The organism is Sphingomonas sp. CL5.1 (assembly GCF_013344685.1).
Classification (GTDB): Bacteria; Pseudomonadota; Alphaproteobacteria; order Sphingomonadales; family Sphingomonadaceae; genus Sphingomonas.
This window is the reverse complement of the sequence record NZ_CP050137.1, coordinates 1,635,398-1,650,174: the sequence shown is the minus strand read 5'-3', so window position 1 is coordinate 1,650,174 and position 14,777 is coordinate 1,635,398. Positions and strand designations below refer to the sequence as shown.

13 protein-coding genes are annotated in these 14,777 nt (G+C 69.3%); 2 read left to right on the top strand and 11 right to left on the bottom strand.

The window, feature by feature from the left end:
- The 7 genes from F9288_RS08030 to F9288_RS08000 form a co-directional block, all read right to left on the bottom strand.
- Positions 1-777: an SDR family NAD(P)-dependent oxidoreductase gene (locus tag F9288_RS08030; protein ID WP_174836141.1), complete on the bottom strand. Its 777-nt coding sequence runs from the start codon at positions 775-777 to the stop codon at positions 1-3.
- On the bottom strand, positions 774-2,327 hold the full coding sequence (locus F9288_RS08025; RefSeq protein WP_174836140.1) for an acetolactate synthase large subunit: 1,554 nt from the start codon (positions 2,325-2,327) through the stop codon (positions 774-776). The genes F9288_RS08030 and F9288_RS08025 overlap by 4 nt, the downstream gene beginning before the upstream one ends.
- Positions 2,324-3,238, bottom strand: coding sequence for an alpha/beta fold hydrolase (locus F9288_RS08020; protein WP_217482604.1), 915 nt, complete (start codon positions 3,236-3,238; stop codon positions 2,324-2,326). The genes F9288_RS08025 and F9288_RS08020 overlap by 4 nt, the downstream gene beginning before the upstream one ends.
- Complete coding sequence (locus F9288_RS08015; protein ID WP_174836139.1) at positions 3,235-3,843, bottom strand: amino acid synthesis family protein; 609 nt, start codon at positions 3,841-3,843, stop codon at positions 3,235-3,237. Before F9288_RS08015 ends, F9288_RS08020 begins: the two co-directional genes overlap by 4 nt.
- A 95-nt stretch (positions 3,844-3,938) precedes the next feature.
- Positions 3,939-4,418 (bottom strand): VOC family protein, encoded by a 480-nt coding sequence (locus tag F9288_RS08010; RefSeq protein WP_174836138.1) that lies wholly within the window; start codon positions 4,416-4,418, stop codon positions 3,939-3,941.
- On the bottom strand, positions 4,405-5,436 hold the full coding sequence (locus tag F9288_RS08005; protein ID WP_174836137.1) for a YCF48-related protein: 1,032 nt from the start codon (positions 5,434-5,436) through the stop codon (positions 4,405-4,407). The genes F9288_RS08010 and F9288_RS08005 overlap by 14 nt, the downstream gene beginning before the upstream one ends.
- Positions 5,437-5,486: 50 nt before the next feature.
- Positions 5,487-7,004 carry an aldehyde dehydrogenase family protein gene (locus F9288_RS08000; RefSeq protein WP_174836136.1) on the bottom strand — a complete coding sequence of 506 codons (1,518 nt, stop codon included), beginning with the start codon at positions 7,002-7,004 and terminating at the stop codon, positions 5,487-5,489.
- A gap of 123 nt (positions 7,005-7,127) precedes the next feature.
- On the opposite strand from F9288_RS08000, the gene F9288_RS07995 reads away from it, so the two are divergent.
- Together F9288_RS07995 and F9288_RS07990 are read left to right on the top strand one after the other, a co-directional pair.
- Positions 7,128-7,937, top strand: a complete 810-nt coding sequence (locus F9288_RS07995) for a 2-keto-4-pentenoate hydratase (protein WP_174836135.1) — start codon at positions 7,128-7,130, stop codon at positions 7,935-7,937.
- On the top strand, positions 7,937-8,740 hold the full coding sequence (locus tag F9288_RS07990; protein ID WP_174836134.1) for an SDR family NAD(P)-dependent oxidoreductase: 804 nt from the start codon (positions 7,937-7,939) through the stop codon (positions 8,738-8,740). The genes F9288_RS07995 and F9288_RS07990 overlap by 1 nt, the downstream gene beginning before the upstream one ends.
- An 81-nt stretch (positions 8,741-8,821) precedes the next feature.
- Here the strand turns inward: F9288_RS07990 and F9288_RS07985 are convergent, their stop codons facing one another.
- From F9288_RS07985 to F9288_RS07970, 4 genes are all read right to left on the bottom strand, one after another.
- Positions 8,822-10,282 carry an NAD-dependent succinate-semialdehyde dehydrogenase gene (locus F9288_RS07985; protein WP_174836133.1) on the bottom strand — a complete coding sequence of 487 codons (1,461 nt, stop codon included), beginning with the start codon at positions 10,280-10,282 and terminating at the stop codon, positions 8,822-8,824.
- Complete coding sequence (locus F9288_RS07980; RefSeq protein WP_174836132.1) at positions 10,279-11,478, bottom strand: MFS transporter; 1,200 nt, start codon at positions 11,476-11,478, stop codon at positions 10,279-10,281. Before F9288_RS07980 ends, F9288_RS07985 begins: the two co-directional genes overlap by 4 nt.
- On the bottom strand, positions 11,475-12,845 hold the full coding sequence (locus F9288_RS07975) for an aminotransferase (RefSeq protein WP_174836131.1): 1,371 nt from the start codon (positions 12,843-12,845) through the stop codon (positions 11,475-11,477). The genes F9288_RS07980 and F9288_RS07975 overlap by 4 nt, the downstream gene beginning before the upstream one ends.
- A 393-nt stretch (positions 12,846-13,238) precedes the next feature.
- Positions 13,239-14,777: an alpha/beta hydrolase domain-containing protein gene (locus F9288_RS07970; protein ID WP_254621126.1), complete on the bottom strand. Its 1,539-nt coding sequence runs from the start codon at positions 14,775-14,777 to the stop codon at positions 13,239-13,241.

Sequence of the window (14,777 nt, the reverse complement as noted above, 5' to 3'; positions counted from 1 at the left end):
CTACAGATACACGCCGCGCGCATAGCCGGCATCGGCGGTGATCGACTGGCCGGTGATCGCGCCCAGCGACGGGCCGGCGAGCAGCGCGACCACCCCGGCGATCTCCTCCACGCCCAGGATGCGGCGCAGCGGGATCTGCCCGACATATTCCGCCTCGATCACGTCCGCCGTGGTGCCGCGCTCCAGCGCCTGGCCGGCGAACACCTCGTCGAGGTGGGGGGTCGCGACGATGCCGGGATGCACCGCGTTGACCGCGATGCCATGCGGGCCGAGCTGGTCCGCCAGCACCTTGGTCAGGTGGCTGACCGCGACGTTGCGCATCCCGCTCAACGTCTCCGAGGCGCGCCCGGTAAGCCCGCCGATGTTGACGATCCGCCCGGCGCCGCGCGCCTTCATGACCGGCGCGACCGCGCGCACGTAGCGCAGATAGCCGCCGACCTTGGTGTCAAGATCGGCGATCAGGCGATCGACCTCGACCTGCTCGATATCGCCCGCCACGCTCGACGTGCTCGCGGCGCAATTGATCAGCACGTCGATGCGGCCGAAGCGCGCCATGACGTCCCCGACCAGCGCATCGATCGAGGCCTGGTCGAGCGCGTCGGAACATTGCGAATGCACCGGCCGTCCGCTCTCGGCGGCGATCGCCAGCGCGACGGCCTCGAGCGTCGCGGCTCGGCGCGCGGTGATGACGATCCGCATCGTGCGCGCCAGCGCGGCGGCGATGGCGCGGCCGATGTCGCCGCTGCCGCCGGTGACGATCACGACCGGCTCGCTCACGGCAGCTCGGCCTGGATCAGCAGCGGGCCGTTCTCCGCCAGCCCCCGCCGCAGCGCCGCGGCGAAGGCCGCCGGCGTATCGACGCGGAGCGCGGGCACGCCATAGCCCGCCGCCAGCGCGGTCCAGTCCGCGCGCGGATTGTCGAGCCGCGTCAGCCGCGCCACCGCCGCATCGTCCAGCGGCACGTCGGCGCGGGCAAGCTCGGTCTGCAATATCCCGTAGCGGTGGTTGGCGGCGATGATGACCGTCACCGGCAGGCGCTCACGCGCCATCGTCCACAGCGCCTGCAACGTGTAATGCCCGCTTCCGTCGGACTGGAGCGCGACAATGCGCGATCCCGGCGCAGCCAGCGCCGCGCCGACCGCGCATGGCAGCCCCTGCCCGATCGCCCCGCCGGTATTGGTCATCACCCGGTGCCGCGCGGCGCGATGCGCCTGGCGCAGGTAAGGCCCGCCCAGCGTCGAGCCTTCGAGCGAGATCACCGCATCCTCGGGTAGCTGCGCGATCAGTTCCTCGACGATCGCGTCGCCGGTCAGCCTTTCGCCGGGCGCGGCCGGCTCACTGTCCGCCCGCGTCGCGGCCACCGCCGCGGCGCCAAGCCGGTCGGCCAGCGCCTCCAGCGCGGCGGCATTGTCGTCCCCCGCCGCGCCCAGCACGGTCAGGCGCGCGGCATCGACCAGCTCGCTCGGCTGGCCCTCATACCCGAAATAGCTGATCGGCGGGCGCGCGCCGGCGAGCACGACCTGCGCGTCGCCGAACTGGCGCAGCACGTCGTCGGGGAAATATGCCTGCCGCTCGATGCGTGGCAGGTCTCCGCCGAGCGAGACGATCGCCGGATACGGCTCCATCACCAGCCGGGCGCCGGTCGCCGCCGCGATCCGCTGCGCCGCGCGCAGGCCCCGCTCGTCGAGCGCGTCGCCGCCGAGCAGCAGGATGCGCTGGCCCGCGTCACGGATGACCGCCGCCGCCGCCGCGATCGCCCGGTCGGATACCGGGGCCGCCGGCCGCCGCGCGGCGGCCGGGCGGGTCGATGCGGGGGCAGGCGCGTCCATGATGTCGGTCGGCGCGATGATCGTCGTCACCGCGCCCGGCGCGGCGGTCGCCACGTCGAAGGCGGTCGCCACATCGGCGTCGATCGTATCCGCCGACGCGAGCCGCACCACCGCGCCCGATACCGGATCGGCCAACGATTCGATGTCGGAGGTCAGCGGCGCGTCGAAACGCAGGTGCCAGGTCGCGTGATCGCCGATGATGTTGACGATCGGCGAATGGGCGCGGCGCGCGTTGTGCAGGTTGGCGATGCCGTTGGCGAACCCCGGCCCCAGATGCAGCAGCGTCAGCGCGACCCGGCCGGACACCCGCGCATAACCGTCCGCCGCGCCGGTGCACACGCCTTCGAACAGGCCGAGCACCGGGCGGATCGCCGGCACATGCTCCAGCGCGTGAACCAGCGTCAGCTCGGTCGTGCCGGGATTGGCGAAGCAGATGTCGGCGCCCATCGACCGGGCCGCCTCGAGCAATGCCCGCGCGCCGTTGCGATTCCCGCTCAACCCAAATCTCCCGATGACGGGGCGTGACGGCCCAGGAATTCACGGACGATGCCCTCGAACGCCTCGGGCTGATCGTCATGGACATAATGGCTGGCGTCCGTCACCGTCACGGCGGTGATGCGCGGATTGCGCCTGCCCATCTCCAGCACCGTGTCGAGCGGACAGAAATCCGATTTCGCGCCACGGATCACCAGCGTCGGCACGGTGATCGCGTCGACCACCGGCCACAGGTCGACGACCCGCGCCGGATCGGGATCGATCCGCGTCGCGCTGATTCCCGCCGCGTCATAGCGCCAGCCGATCCGCCCGTCGCGCTCGCACAGGCTTTCCGCCAGCCGCTGCTCCAGCCCCGCCGCGCCGATCGTCGGACGTATCCGCCGCCAGTAATCGCGCGCCTCGCTCCAGGAGGCGAAGTCGACCGGCAGCGCCGCCATCTCCGCGCGGATCCGCGCCGCGCCCTCGCCGCTGACCGACGATCCCGGCGCGATATCCTCGACGATCAGCGCGCCCAGCCGCTCCGGGTGGCGCGCGGCATAGACATAGGCGTTGGTGCCGCCCAGCGAATGGCCGATCAGCACGAAGCGCGTCAGGCCCAGCGCATCGACCACCGCCTCCAGATCGGCGACATAGGCATCGGTATAATAATTGCGCGCCGGGTCCCAGTCGCTTTCCCCGCGCCCGCGCTGGTCGATCGCGATCAGGCGATATCCGGGCAGCGCGGCGGCAAGGTGCCGCCACGTCCCGGAAAAGCCGCGCAGGCCGTGGAGCAGCACGATCGGGGGCGCATCGCGATCGCCCCATTCGCGCACCCGCAACCGCAGGCCGCCCGACGACACGAAGGACTCGCGTTCTCCCGGCAGCTTCTCCGGCGCGGCGGGCGCGCGGTCCAGGGGGGCGATCGCGCCGGTCACCGCAGCCCGTCCTTGCCGATCGCCTGATCGGCGGTCAGCCCGCCCAGTCGCGGATGCAGCCGCCCGCGCGTCGCCACCGCCATCGCGATCACCACCTCGTTCGCCAGCGGCGCGTCGCCGAAGCTCACCGAAACGGTGTCATAGTGCGAGCGGACGTACAGGGCGTCCTTGTGCGCCAGGGGGATGTCGATCTCCGTGCCCGGCCCGCCGGACTTGCCGGTCGAGGGAACCCATGATTCCGCCCCGCCCAGCGCCTTGCGGATCGGGTTGGCGAAATCGGTGGTGAGAAAGGCGTTGCCATGCTCATATTCGCCGTTGAGGCCGACGATCGCTGCCTTGCCGTAGCTCGCCGCCGGCCGACCGGCGAGCGCCGCGACGATGCGGCGCCCGAATTCCTCGCCCAGCGCCGCGGACTTGGCGATGACGGCGGAGAAGTCGCTGGTGAAGCCGCCCGCATGCGGATTGGCGACGGCGGCGGCGATGACGATCTTGACCACCGGATCGCCATCGGCGAGCGCGCCGCTCTCGATCGCCAGCGTCTCTTCTTCGAACCGATACCATTTGCGAACGTGCAGGCCGTGGAAATTCTCGGGCTTGTCGGACATGTCTGATGGCTTTCGCAATGTTGAGAACAGAGGATTCCCGCCCCGCGCCGCCCGAATAGAGAGGACGACGGCGCGGGACGGGCCCGGGGGAGCGGTCAGTTCCTGAGCGGGGTCAGCTCGACCGGATCGGCCTTGCCCTCGCCCGCGCGGAATTCTTCGATTGTCGCCGCGGACGGTTCGACGGTGGGCGCGAAGATTTCGAGCATATGGCCGTCGGGGTCGTAGAAATACAGGCCGTGGGCGACGCCATGGTCCAGCACCTCGGCGATCTTCACGCCCTTGTCGAGGAAGCTGGCGTACACGCGGCGCAGCTCGTTCAGGTCCCTGCCGCAGTCCAGTTCGAGCGCGACATGCTCGATCTCCTTGCCGCGCGATGCTTCGGGGTCGCCGGGAAAGAGCGCGATGTCATGGTCGTAATGGCCGAAGGTCATGAACACGCCGCCCTTGTACGGGCCGCCGCCGACCCGCGAGCTGATCTCCATGCCCAGCACATCCTTGTACCAGCGCGCCGAGGCTTCGGGGTCCCTGACGTAGAGCACGATATGCGCGATGCGCTTGATCCTAGGCGTGTACATGGACGGTCCCCTGATTGGCGGGCACGCTGGGCAGCCAGGTGACGTCGGTGATCTCGTTGAACTCGCGCCATTCCTTGTTCCAGGTCCGGCCGCCGTCGCGGCTCGAGAAGAGATCGCCGAACTTGGTGCCGATCATCAGGAAATCGGGATCGGCGGCGTTGCCGCCGGCGGCCCACAGGCAGGAATTGGGGCGCACCGGCAGGTCGATCGGCTGGAAGGTCGCGCCCCGGTCGGTCGAGCGCAGCAGCGCGCCGATCGTCCCCGGCGTGCCGTCGCCGATGCCCAGGAACAGCTCGTCGCTGTCGACTTTCTTCAGCAGGAACCGCGAATACCGCAGACCCCAGGTCTCCTTCGCGCCGGCGCGCGACCAGGTGCGGCCGCCATCCTCGGAACGGTAGAGCGCGTTGACCACCAGCGCCAGCACCACCTTCGGCGTGCCCGGCAGGACGATGAGGTTGTGGATGTCGGAATTGCCGGCCGATTCCGGCCAGCCCTTGTCGACCCGCTCCCAATTGTCGCCCCCGTCGGTGGAATGGAACAGCCCCCCTTCCTCGACGCCCGCCCAGATGTCGCGCGCATTGTCGGGATCGACCGCCAGCGCCAGCATCCGGGGCCGGCTGACCCCCGCGCATTTCAGCGGCATCCGCAGCGAGGTGGCTTCCCACGTCCGCCCGGCGTCGGTCGAGCGGTAGAACACCGCCGGCGTCGGCGATCCGGTGCCCGCGTACATCACGTTCGGATCGCTTGGCGCGATCGCCAACTTCCACACCGCCATGTCGTTCAGCGCACAATCGATGCGCGTCCACGTCACGCCGCAATCCGCGCTGTGGAACAGCCCGCGCTCGGCGCCGGCGAAGATCGACTGCGGATCGCGCGGATCGGCCAGCAGGCACCGGACGCGATCGTCATATTCCAGATCCTGGTCGATGCCGATCCGGTGCCAGGTATCGCCATTGTCATGGCTGCGCATCACCGCCTGACCGTCGGTGGATACCAGCAGGGTTTTTTCCGTGGCCATTTCGTCCCTCTCGCTCTCTCGTTCGTGCAGTTGGTCGCGGGCAGCCGCGATCAGCTGAGGTTGACCCAGACGCTCTTCGTCTCGCTGTAGAGTTCCATCGCCTGCCGCCCGTGCTCCCGGCCCCAGCCGGATTGCTTGAAGCCGCCGAACGGTGTCGACGGATCGACCAGGTTGAAGCAGTTGATCCAGATCGTCCCCGCCTTCACCGCGGCGGCGATGCGGTGGCCGCTCTTGATGTCGTTGGTCCACACGCCCGCCGACAGGCCGAATTCGGAATCATTGGCCTGCGCGATCAGGTCTTCCGTGTCGGACCACGACAGCGCGCTCAGCACCGGCCCGAAAATCTCCTCGCGGACGACCCGCATGTCGCGCGTGGCGTCGGCGAGGATCGTCGGCTGGAAGAAGAAGCCGCCATGAAGTTCAGGCGCCAGCCCTTCCGGCCGCCGCCCGCCGGTGTGTAGCCGCGCGCCCTCGTCGGCGCCGATCCGCACATAGTCGCTCACCCGGTCCCATTGCTCCTGCGAGACAAGCGGGCCGAAGCTCGTTTCCGGGTCCAGCCCGTTGCCGATCTTCAGCTTCGCGGCATGGTCCGCGATCTTCGCCAGCAGCTCGTCGTGGATCGAGCGATGCGCGTACAACCGGGAGCCGGCGGTGCAGGTCTGCCCCTGGTTGAAGAAGATGCCGGTGGCGATCGACGCGGCGGCATTGTCCAGGTCGGCGTCGGGCAGCACTATCTGCGGCGACTTGCCGCCAAGCTCCAGCGATATCTTCTTGAGGTTGCCCGCCGCGGCGCGGACGATCGCCTTGCCGACCTCGGTCGATCCGGTGAAGGCCACCTTGTCGACGCCGGGGTGCTGCACCAGCGCTGCGCCCGCGTCGCCGAAGCCGGGCACGACGTTGATGACGCCGGCGGGGAAGCCCGCCTCCAGCGCCAGCTCGCCCAGCCGCAACGCCGTCAGCGGCGTCTGCTCGGCCGGCTTGAGCACGACGGCACAGCCCGCCGCCACCGCCGGCGCGATCTTCCACGCCGCCATCGACATCGGATAGTTCCACGGCACGATCAGCCCGGCGACGCCGACCGGCTCGCGGGTGGTGTAGTTCAGGATCTTCAGCCCGCCGCGCGGCGACACCGGCAGCGTCTCGCCGCCGAACTTCGTCGGCCAGCCGGCGAAATAGCGGAACGTCTTGATCGATCCCTCGATCTCGACCGCCCGCGTCAGCGTCGCCGGCTTGCCGTTGTCCAGGCATTCCAGCACCGCCAGCTCCTGCGCGTCGCGCTCGATCAGGTCGGCGAGGCGATAGAGGAGCAGCGAACGGTCGTTGGCGGTCATGTCGCGCCATGCCGGATTCTCGAGCGCGCGCCGCGCCGCCGCCACCGCCAGGTCGATATCCTCCGCCGCCCCATGCGCGACCTGCGCCAGCTCCTCGCCGGTCGCCGGATTGATCGTCGCGAAGGTCCGGCCGGAGCGCGCGTCGACCAGCTTGCCGTCGATCAGCAGCTTGCGCGGCGCCTTTGCCAGCTCGCCGCCGAGTCGCGCCGCGAGATCCACCGCCGATAGCGTCGTCATGCTGCTTCCTACTCCGAATCCGTTGCGGCGATTGCCCGTTCACCTCTTCTACCAATTATCAATAATGGAAACAATAGTCCATTTATAAGGTTCACTGTTGCGTATTCGGTACAATGCAGGCAGATGTCGGTCATGACATTCATCCAGACCAGCATCGGCGATCTCGCCCGCGCGCTTGCGGGGGCGCGGGCGGCAGGCGCCACGATCCCGCCGCCCGCCTCCGCGCTTTCCCTGAGTGATGGCTATGCGGTGCAGGCCGAGGTCGCGCGGCTGCGCGGCGCGCCGGTCGCCGGCTACAAGATCGGATTGACTAATCCCGCGGCCCAGCGGGCGATGGGGGTTGGCGAGCCAATCGCTGGGCGGCTGCGCGCCGCCGATATCCTGCGCGGCGAAGCGGCGGTGCCATCCAGCGCCCATCCGCGATTCGCGGAGGCGGAGCTGGTGGTGGAGATCGGCGAGGACCTGCCGCCATCGGCGGCGCCGTTCGATCAGGCCACCGTGGCGCGGGCGGTGGCGGGCGTCTATGCCGGCATCGAATTGTGCAGCTCGCGCTATGCGGCCGACGACGTCGATGCCGGCGCGCTGGTCGCGGACAACAGCAATGCCGAATTGCTGGTGGTCGGCGACCGGCTGTCGGCGCTGTGGGAGGATCGTTTCGCCACGCTGGAGGCGACGCTGCTCCGATCGAGCGGCGCGCCGGTGCATGGCGGCGCCGCGACGGTGCTCGGCAATCCGCTGGCCGCGCTGGCGTGGCTGGCGAACTGGCTGGCCGCGCGGGGCGAGATGCTGTGCTGCGGGCAATTGGTGGCGACCGGAAGCTGCACCGGCATCACCGCGATCGCATCCGACGAACGGCTGACCAGCCGCTTTTCCGACGGCAGCGAGGCACATGCACGGATCGGCCATCCGGCGGATCGAAGGGAGAGAATTTGATGAGCCTGAATCTTGGTATCGAAGGGCGCACGGCGATCGTCACCGGCGGCAGCGTCGGCATCGGCAAGGAGACCGCGCGCAAGCTGGCGCAGGCCGGCGTCAACGTGACGATCGCCGCGCGCACCAGGGCGACGCTGGACGCCGCCGCCGAGGAGCTGCGCGCCGATACCGGCGGGAAGGTCAGCGCGATCCCGGTCGACACCACCGACATGGCCTCGGTGCGCGGTCTGGTCGACCAGACCGCCGATCTCTACGGCGGCGTCCACATTCTCGTGAATTGCGCGGCAGCCCCCGGCGGGCTGGTGCGCAACGCGATCGAGGAAGCGGACGAAGACAACCTGCTGCTCGACCTCAACACCAAGCTGCTCGGCTATTTCCGCATGTGCAAGGCATGCGTGCCGCATATGCGGCGCGCGCAATGGGGCCGGATCGTCAACGTCGGCGGGCTGACCGCGCGCTGCACCGAGGCGCTGAGCGGGATGCGCAACACCGCCCTGGTTCACCTGACCAAGACGCTGTCGGACGAGGTCGGCCGCGACGGCATCACCGTCAACATCATCCATCCCGGCGTGACGCGCACCGAGCATGTCGAGCAATGGTTCGCCGACATGGCCCGCGAGGAAGGCATCACCTATGAAGCGTTCGTGAAGCGCGAGGCGGGCGATCCGTCCGCGATCCGGCGGATGCTGGAGGTGGCCGAGGTCGCCGATCCGATCGTGTTCCTCGCCTCGGCCCTGGGCAGCGGCATCACCGGCGAATCGATCGCGGTCGACGGCGGCCTGTCGCGCGCGGTGTTCCTGTAGGCTCGACCGGAGGGTGGGCCGGCCCACCCTCCATCGCCGGGGGGTACGCCGGCGGGCTATCGCTTCGCGGAATGACGAAGGCTAGATGCCGCCGATCCCGACGTATTTGATCTCCAGATAGTCGTCGATCCCGTATTTGGAGCCTTCGCGCCCCAGCCCGGATTGCTTCACCCCGCCGAACGGCGCCACCTCGGTGGAGATCAGCCCCTCGTTGATGCCGACGATCCCCACCTCGAGCGCCTCGGCCACGCGGAACGCGCGCGCGACGTCGCGGGTGTAGCAATAGGCGGCCAGCCCGAACTCGGTGTCGTTGGCCAGCGCGATCCCCTGCTCCTCGCTGTCGAAGCGGACGATCGCGGCGAGCGGCCCGAACGTCTCGTCGCGGAAACATTGCGCGTCGGGCGACACGTCCGCCAGCACGGTCGGCGCGAAAAAGCTGTGGCCCAGTTCATGCCGCCCGCCGCCTTCAACCACGCGCGCGCCCAGCGCCACGGCGTCGGCGATATGCTCCTCGACCTTGGCGACGGCCGCGCCATCTATCATCGGCCCGATCTCCACCCCCTCGCGCAGCCCGTCGCCGACGCGAAGCGCCGCCACCCGCACCGCCAGGGCCGCGACGAAGCGGTCGTGGATTCCCGACTGCACCAGGAAGCGATTGGCGCAGACGCAGGTCTGGCCGGCATTGCGGAACTTGGCGATCATCGCGCCATCCACCGCCGCGTCCACGTCCGCGTCGTCGAACACCAGGAAGGGCGCGTTGCCGCCCAGCTCCATCGAGGTCTTCTTGATCGTCGGCGCGCATTGCGCGAGCAGCCTGGCGCCGACCGCGGTGGAGCCGGTGAACGACAATTTGCGCACCACCGGGCTGTCGCATATCGCCTTGCTGATCGGCGCGGCTGCCCCGGTGATGATGTTGCACACCCCCGGCGGCAGCCCGGCGCGCTCCGCCAGCACGCCCAGCGCCAGCGCGGAGAACGGCGTCGCGGAAGCCGGGCGCACCACCCCGGTGCAGCCCGCCGCCCAGCCCGGCCCGACCTTGCGCGTGATCATCGCCGACGGGAAGTTCCACGGGGTGATCGCCGCGAACACGCCGATCGGCTGCTTGAAGGTCAGGATGCGGCGGCCGGGCGCGTTGGGCGGGATCACGTCGCCATAGACGCGCTTGCCCTCCTCCGCGAACCATTCGATGAAGCCCGCCGCATAGCGGATCTCGCCGCGCGCCTCGGCGAGCGGCTTGCCCTGCTCGGCGGTCATGATCGCGGCCAGGTCATCGATATGCGCCAGCATCAGCTCGTACAGGCGGCGCAGCGGCGCGGCGCGCGCGGCTGCGGTCAGCCGGCTCCATGCCGGAAAGGCGCGCGCCGCCGCCGCGATCGCCCGCTCCGTCCCGGCCGCGCCGAGATCGGGGACATGGCCGATCGTCTCGCCCGTCGCGGGGTTGGTGACCGCGATCGCGTCGGCGCGGTCGCCCGTCACCCACTCGCCGCCGATCAGCGCCGCCTCGCGCAGCAGGTCGGGATCGGCAAGCTTCAACGCGGTCATGACATGCTCCTGTCCGGGCGCGGGGATCGGATGGCGAGGATGGCGAGGAACAGGCTGCCGGCCAGGATCACGCAGCTCGCCCACAGCGTCGGCGCGTAGCCGCCATGGCGCAGCGTCAGCCCGACAGCGGCGGGGCCGAAGCCCATGCCGAAGGTCTGGATCGACCCCATCGCGCAGACCACCCGCCCCTCGCAATCGGCGTCGCAGCAGATGCCCGACAGCAGCGGCTGCGCGAAATTCCACGACATCAGCAACAGCACCATCGATATCGTGAAGGCGGTCGCCGACACGCCACCGACCAGCAGCAGGTAGCTCAGGATGGTCGCCGCGCCGCTCACCGCCAGCGGCCAGGCGCGGCCGAAGCGGCGGGGCAGCAGGCCCGCGAGCGCCGCGCCGCCCATGCCGGCGAAGGTGCCCAGCGACAGGCCGTGCGCGATCTGCTGCGCGTCAAGCCCGCTGGCCTGCCCGATCCGCTCGCTGTAGCTCCACACCGCGCCGATCGCGAAGAAGTAGAAGAACACCGCGATCAGCGACCATGTCGCCATCCGCCGGTTCAGCCCGCCATGGCCCAGCACGGCATCCTGCTCCAGCCGGCGCCCGTGCGGGAACCACCGCAGCCCCAGCAGCACCAGCGCGGCGAGCACGCCATTGGCGACGAACAGCCGCTGCGGGCCGAATTGCGCCTGGAGGGCCGGCAGCATCAGCAGGATGCCCGCGCCGAGCACCGCGCCGAGCACCAGATAGACCGCGAAGGTGCGGTCGGGATTGGCCGCCCGGCCGAACGCGGCGAAGGCGAAGCCGACCGCGATCCCCTCCCCCGTGCCGGCCAGCACGCGCGCCGCCGCGATCGCGGCATAACTGTGGCTGGCGGCGGTGGCGAAATTGCCCGCCACCAGCAGCAGCAACCCCACCCCGACGCTGATCCGCCAGTCCCATAGCGGCAACAGGAAGGTGCTGATCCCGATCGCCACCGCCATCGCGTTGATGTCCCAGGCGGCGATATAGCCGAGCTGCTGGTCGCCCAGCCCGGCCTGCGCCGCGACCAGCGCGAGGAAGCCGGGCGTGACGAGGATCATCAGCGCGCCGACGATGCCGGCCGCGATCGCCGAGGCGAGCGCGGCATAGCCGATCGGCTGTCCGCCACCCGCCGTGACGAGCGGCGGCGCCACCGCCCCGCCCGCGCTGGCGGCGGTCACGCGACGTCCGCGCGCACCGCGTCGATCGCGGCCTTGAACGTGCCGACCAATGTGTCGATCGATCCCCGATCGATCACCAGCGGCGGCGCGAACACCAACGTGTCGCCCAGCGCGCGGGTGATGAGGCCGCGATCCGCCGCCGCCTTCAGCACCTGCCGTCCGACGCGCTGGGCCATGGGGAAGGCTTCCTTGGTGGCGCGGTCCTTGACCAGCTCGACGCCGATCATCAGCCCGCGTCCGCGGATCTCGCCCACCATCGGATCGTCGCCGAGCGCGGCGCGCATCCGCTCGTGCAGGTACGGCCCGACATCGGCGGCGTTCTCCACCACCTTGTCCTCGTCGATCGCGCGCAGCGTGGCGAGCGCCGCCGCCGCGCCGACCGGGTGCGCGGAATAGGTGTAGCCATGGCCGAACAGGCCGGCGACGTCCTTCTGCGCCTCGAACACGTCCCACAGCTTCGGCGAGATGTAGCACACCGACATCGGGAAATAGCCGCTGGTCACGCCCTTCGCGGCGGTGATGAGGTCCGGCTCCAGCCCATAGGCCTGCGCGCCCCAATAGGTGCCGAGCCGCCCGAAGCCGGATACCACCTCGTCCATCACCAGCAGGATGTCGTGGCGCTTCAGGATCGGGGTGATCTCCTCCCAATAGCCCTCGGGCGTGGTGATGAGTCCGCCCGCGCCCATCACCGGCTCGGCGAAGAAGGCCGCGATCGTATCGGCGCCCTCGCGCTCGATCAGCTCCTCCAGCTCGGCCGCCAGCATGCGCGAGAACTCGCGCTCCGACATGCCCTCGGGCGCCTTGCGGTAGTGATGCGGCGCGGTGACGTGCAGGATGGGGCCGAGCGGCAGGTCGAACAGCGCGTGCATCCCCGGCAGGCCGGTCAGCCCCGCCGTCATCACCGCCGAGCCGTGATAGGCGTTCCAGCGCGCGATGATCTTCTTCTTGGCCGGGCGGCCCAGCAGGTTGTTGTAATACCAGATCAGCTTGATCTGCGTCTCGTTGGCGTCACTGCCCGACGCGCCGAAGAACACGCGCGCCATCGGCACCGGCGCGCGCTTCAGCAGCTCATCGGCGCATTCGATCGCCACGTCGGTCGACATGCTGTTGAACGTGTGGAAGAACGACAGCCTGGCGCTCTGCTGCGCGATCGCGTCGACGATATCCTGCCGGCCATAGCCCAGGTTGACGCACCACAGGCCCGCCATGCCGTCGAGATAGGTGTTGCCGTGGATGTCGGTGACATACAGCCCCCGCGCCTCGGTCATGACGTTGGGACCATCGCGATAGAGATCGTTCAGGGCGGTGAACGGATGGAATAGCGACTCGCGATCGAGTTGCGCCGCACGTTGGATATCGATGGTCATCTACGGGTCCTCCACTGATTGATGGCGCGCGGTGGGGCGGCAAAGCGATCATTCCCGATGCGTGAAGCGAGACACGGCACAGGCACCTAACCTCTATCGTTAACAGGCCGCGCACCAGCGTCGCCTGGGTAACGCGGCCGCTCGTGTGACGCTGACCGCGCATCGTGGCCAGATCGCCACCATGATGCAACATTATCTGGTTTTCAAGCCTTATAAATTACCAAACGCAACAATGGCTGTATCCTTCCCCGCGTGATCGTCGGGTTACGGGGGCTGACTCGGCGCTCGCCGCCGGGCGTTGGCGACCAACGTGAGCTGGGCGTGGCCGCCCCTCCCCGTCCAGCGGCCACGGGATGCAGGACAGGGGAACGGCCGGAACCGATCGTCCGGGGATCAACGCCTTTGCGGCCCGAAATCCTGCGGCGTGGCGATCGGCTTCAGCCCCGCCGCGTCTTCCGGCAGCAGATAGCCCTGCGCCACCGACCTGCGCTTTGCTTCCTCGAATCTGCGGGCGTAATTGGCGTAATTCCCGTACATGGCGCGAAGCCGCGCGGCGGAATACGGCACCTTGCTGTCGTACACCACGCCGCATCCCGTTTCGTAATCGGTCCAATATTCGGCGGCGGGGACCATGATCCACGGGGGACGCACCCCGCCGACGATATTGCCCGTCCTGCCGTCGCGCACCACGCCTTTGCCGCGACGCTCGACCCGCTCCTCCCTCGGCATCGGCACGCCGAGGCGGACCCAGCGGTCGAGCGCGTCCAGCAGCGCGGAGAAGGGCAGTTCCGACGGCTCGTCATAGATGGTCTGGCAGCGCGGATCGTTCGGCTTGCCGCGCTCGTTCGGCAGCGGCTCGACCTCGCCGGTGCCCAGATCGGCCTTGCGCAGATGCGGCGTGCCCATGACCTCGTAATAGCGCAGGCGCGGAACGTCCGTGTCCGGGGGCAGCGCGATCCCGTTGATGGCGTCGTGCAGCGTCTCGGACTCGCTGAACACCGTCACGAACGGCGCGTCGTCCGGCATGTGCCGCGGAACCCGGATGCTCTCGCCGGCGACCTCGCCATAAGCGAGCTTGCCGGTCATATAGGCGTCGATCAGCGGGCGGCCATCGGGCATCCGCCATTGCTGGTGGCGGCCCTGATTGAGATAATCCATCCAGATCTGGGCATTGACCGCCCAGGTGTTGACGTACACCCGATCGACCTTCAGCCCCTTCGCCGGCCCGTCGGGCGGGTTCGATTTGAGCAGCAGCGCCAGCTCCGCGCTGATCCCCTGCGCTTGTGGAACGAACGGGTCCGGCAATCCGCCGCGCAGGAACAGGCGCTCGTCGTAATAGCTGCCGAGCGGCGCGTAGCGCGCGTAATCGAAGCGGCGCATGAAATCGAAATTGACGATGCCGCCATATTGCTTCGCGTCCTCGCTGGTTCCGGACGCGTCGACGGGGAACTTCGGGTCGTGCGCGGGCGCGTTGATGTTCAGCGTATAGCCGACATAGGCGTAGCCGCGCCGGGTGAGATAGTCGCGGGTCAGGATCCATCCGGCCGCCCGCTCGCCGAACCAGCTGAACGGCTCGATGATGACGGTGCCGTTGAAGCGGCGCGGGTCCTTCGGCTTGCGGATCAGGAATCGCGTCACGTAAGGCACGTCCGCCACCGTCCGGCCATCGGCGGTGATCGCCGGGGCGACGCCGGAGAGATAATATTCCTCCTCCTGATAGCCCCGTTTGGCGAGATCGATATATTCGGTGCCCGGCCGCTCCGCCGAGGAAAGCGGCAGCTTTCCGCTCGGCGGCACCGGCTCGACGCTGGGCATGACCAGCGTCTGCGCCCGCGCGGCGCCGACCGCAGATGGCGCGAGACACAGCACCAGCGCCGATATGCGGACGAACCGGGCCTTTCGCCCCGCGCCGCTTACCTGGCGCGCGCGCAT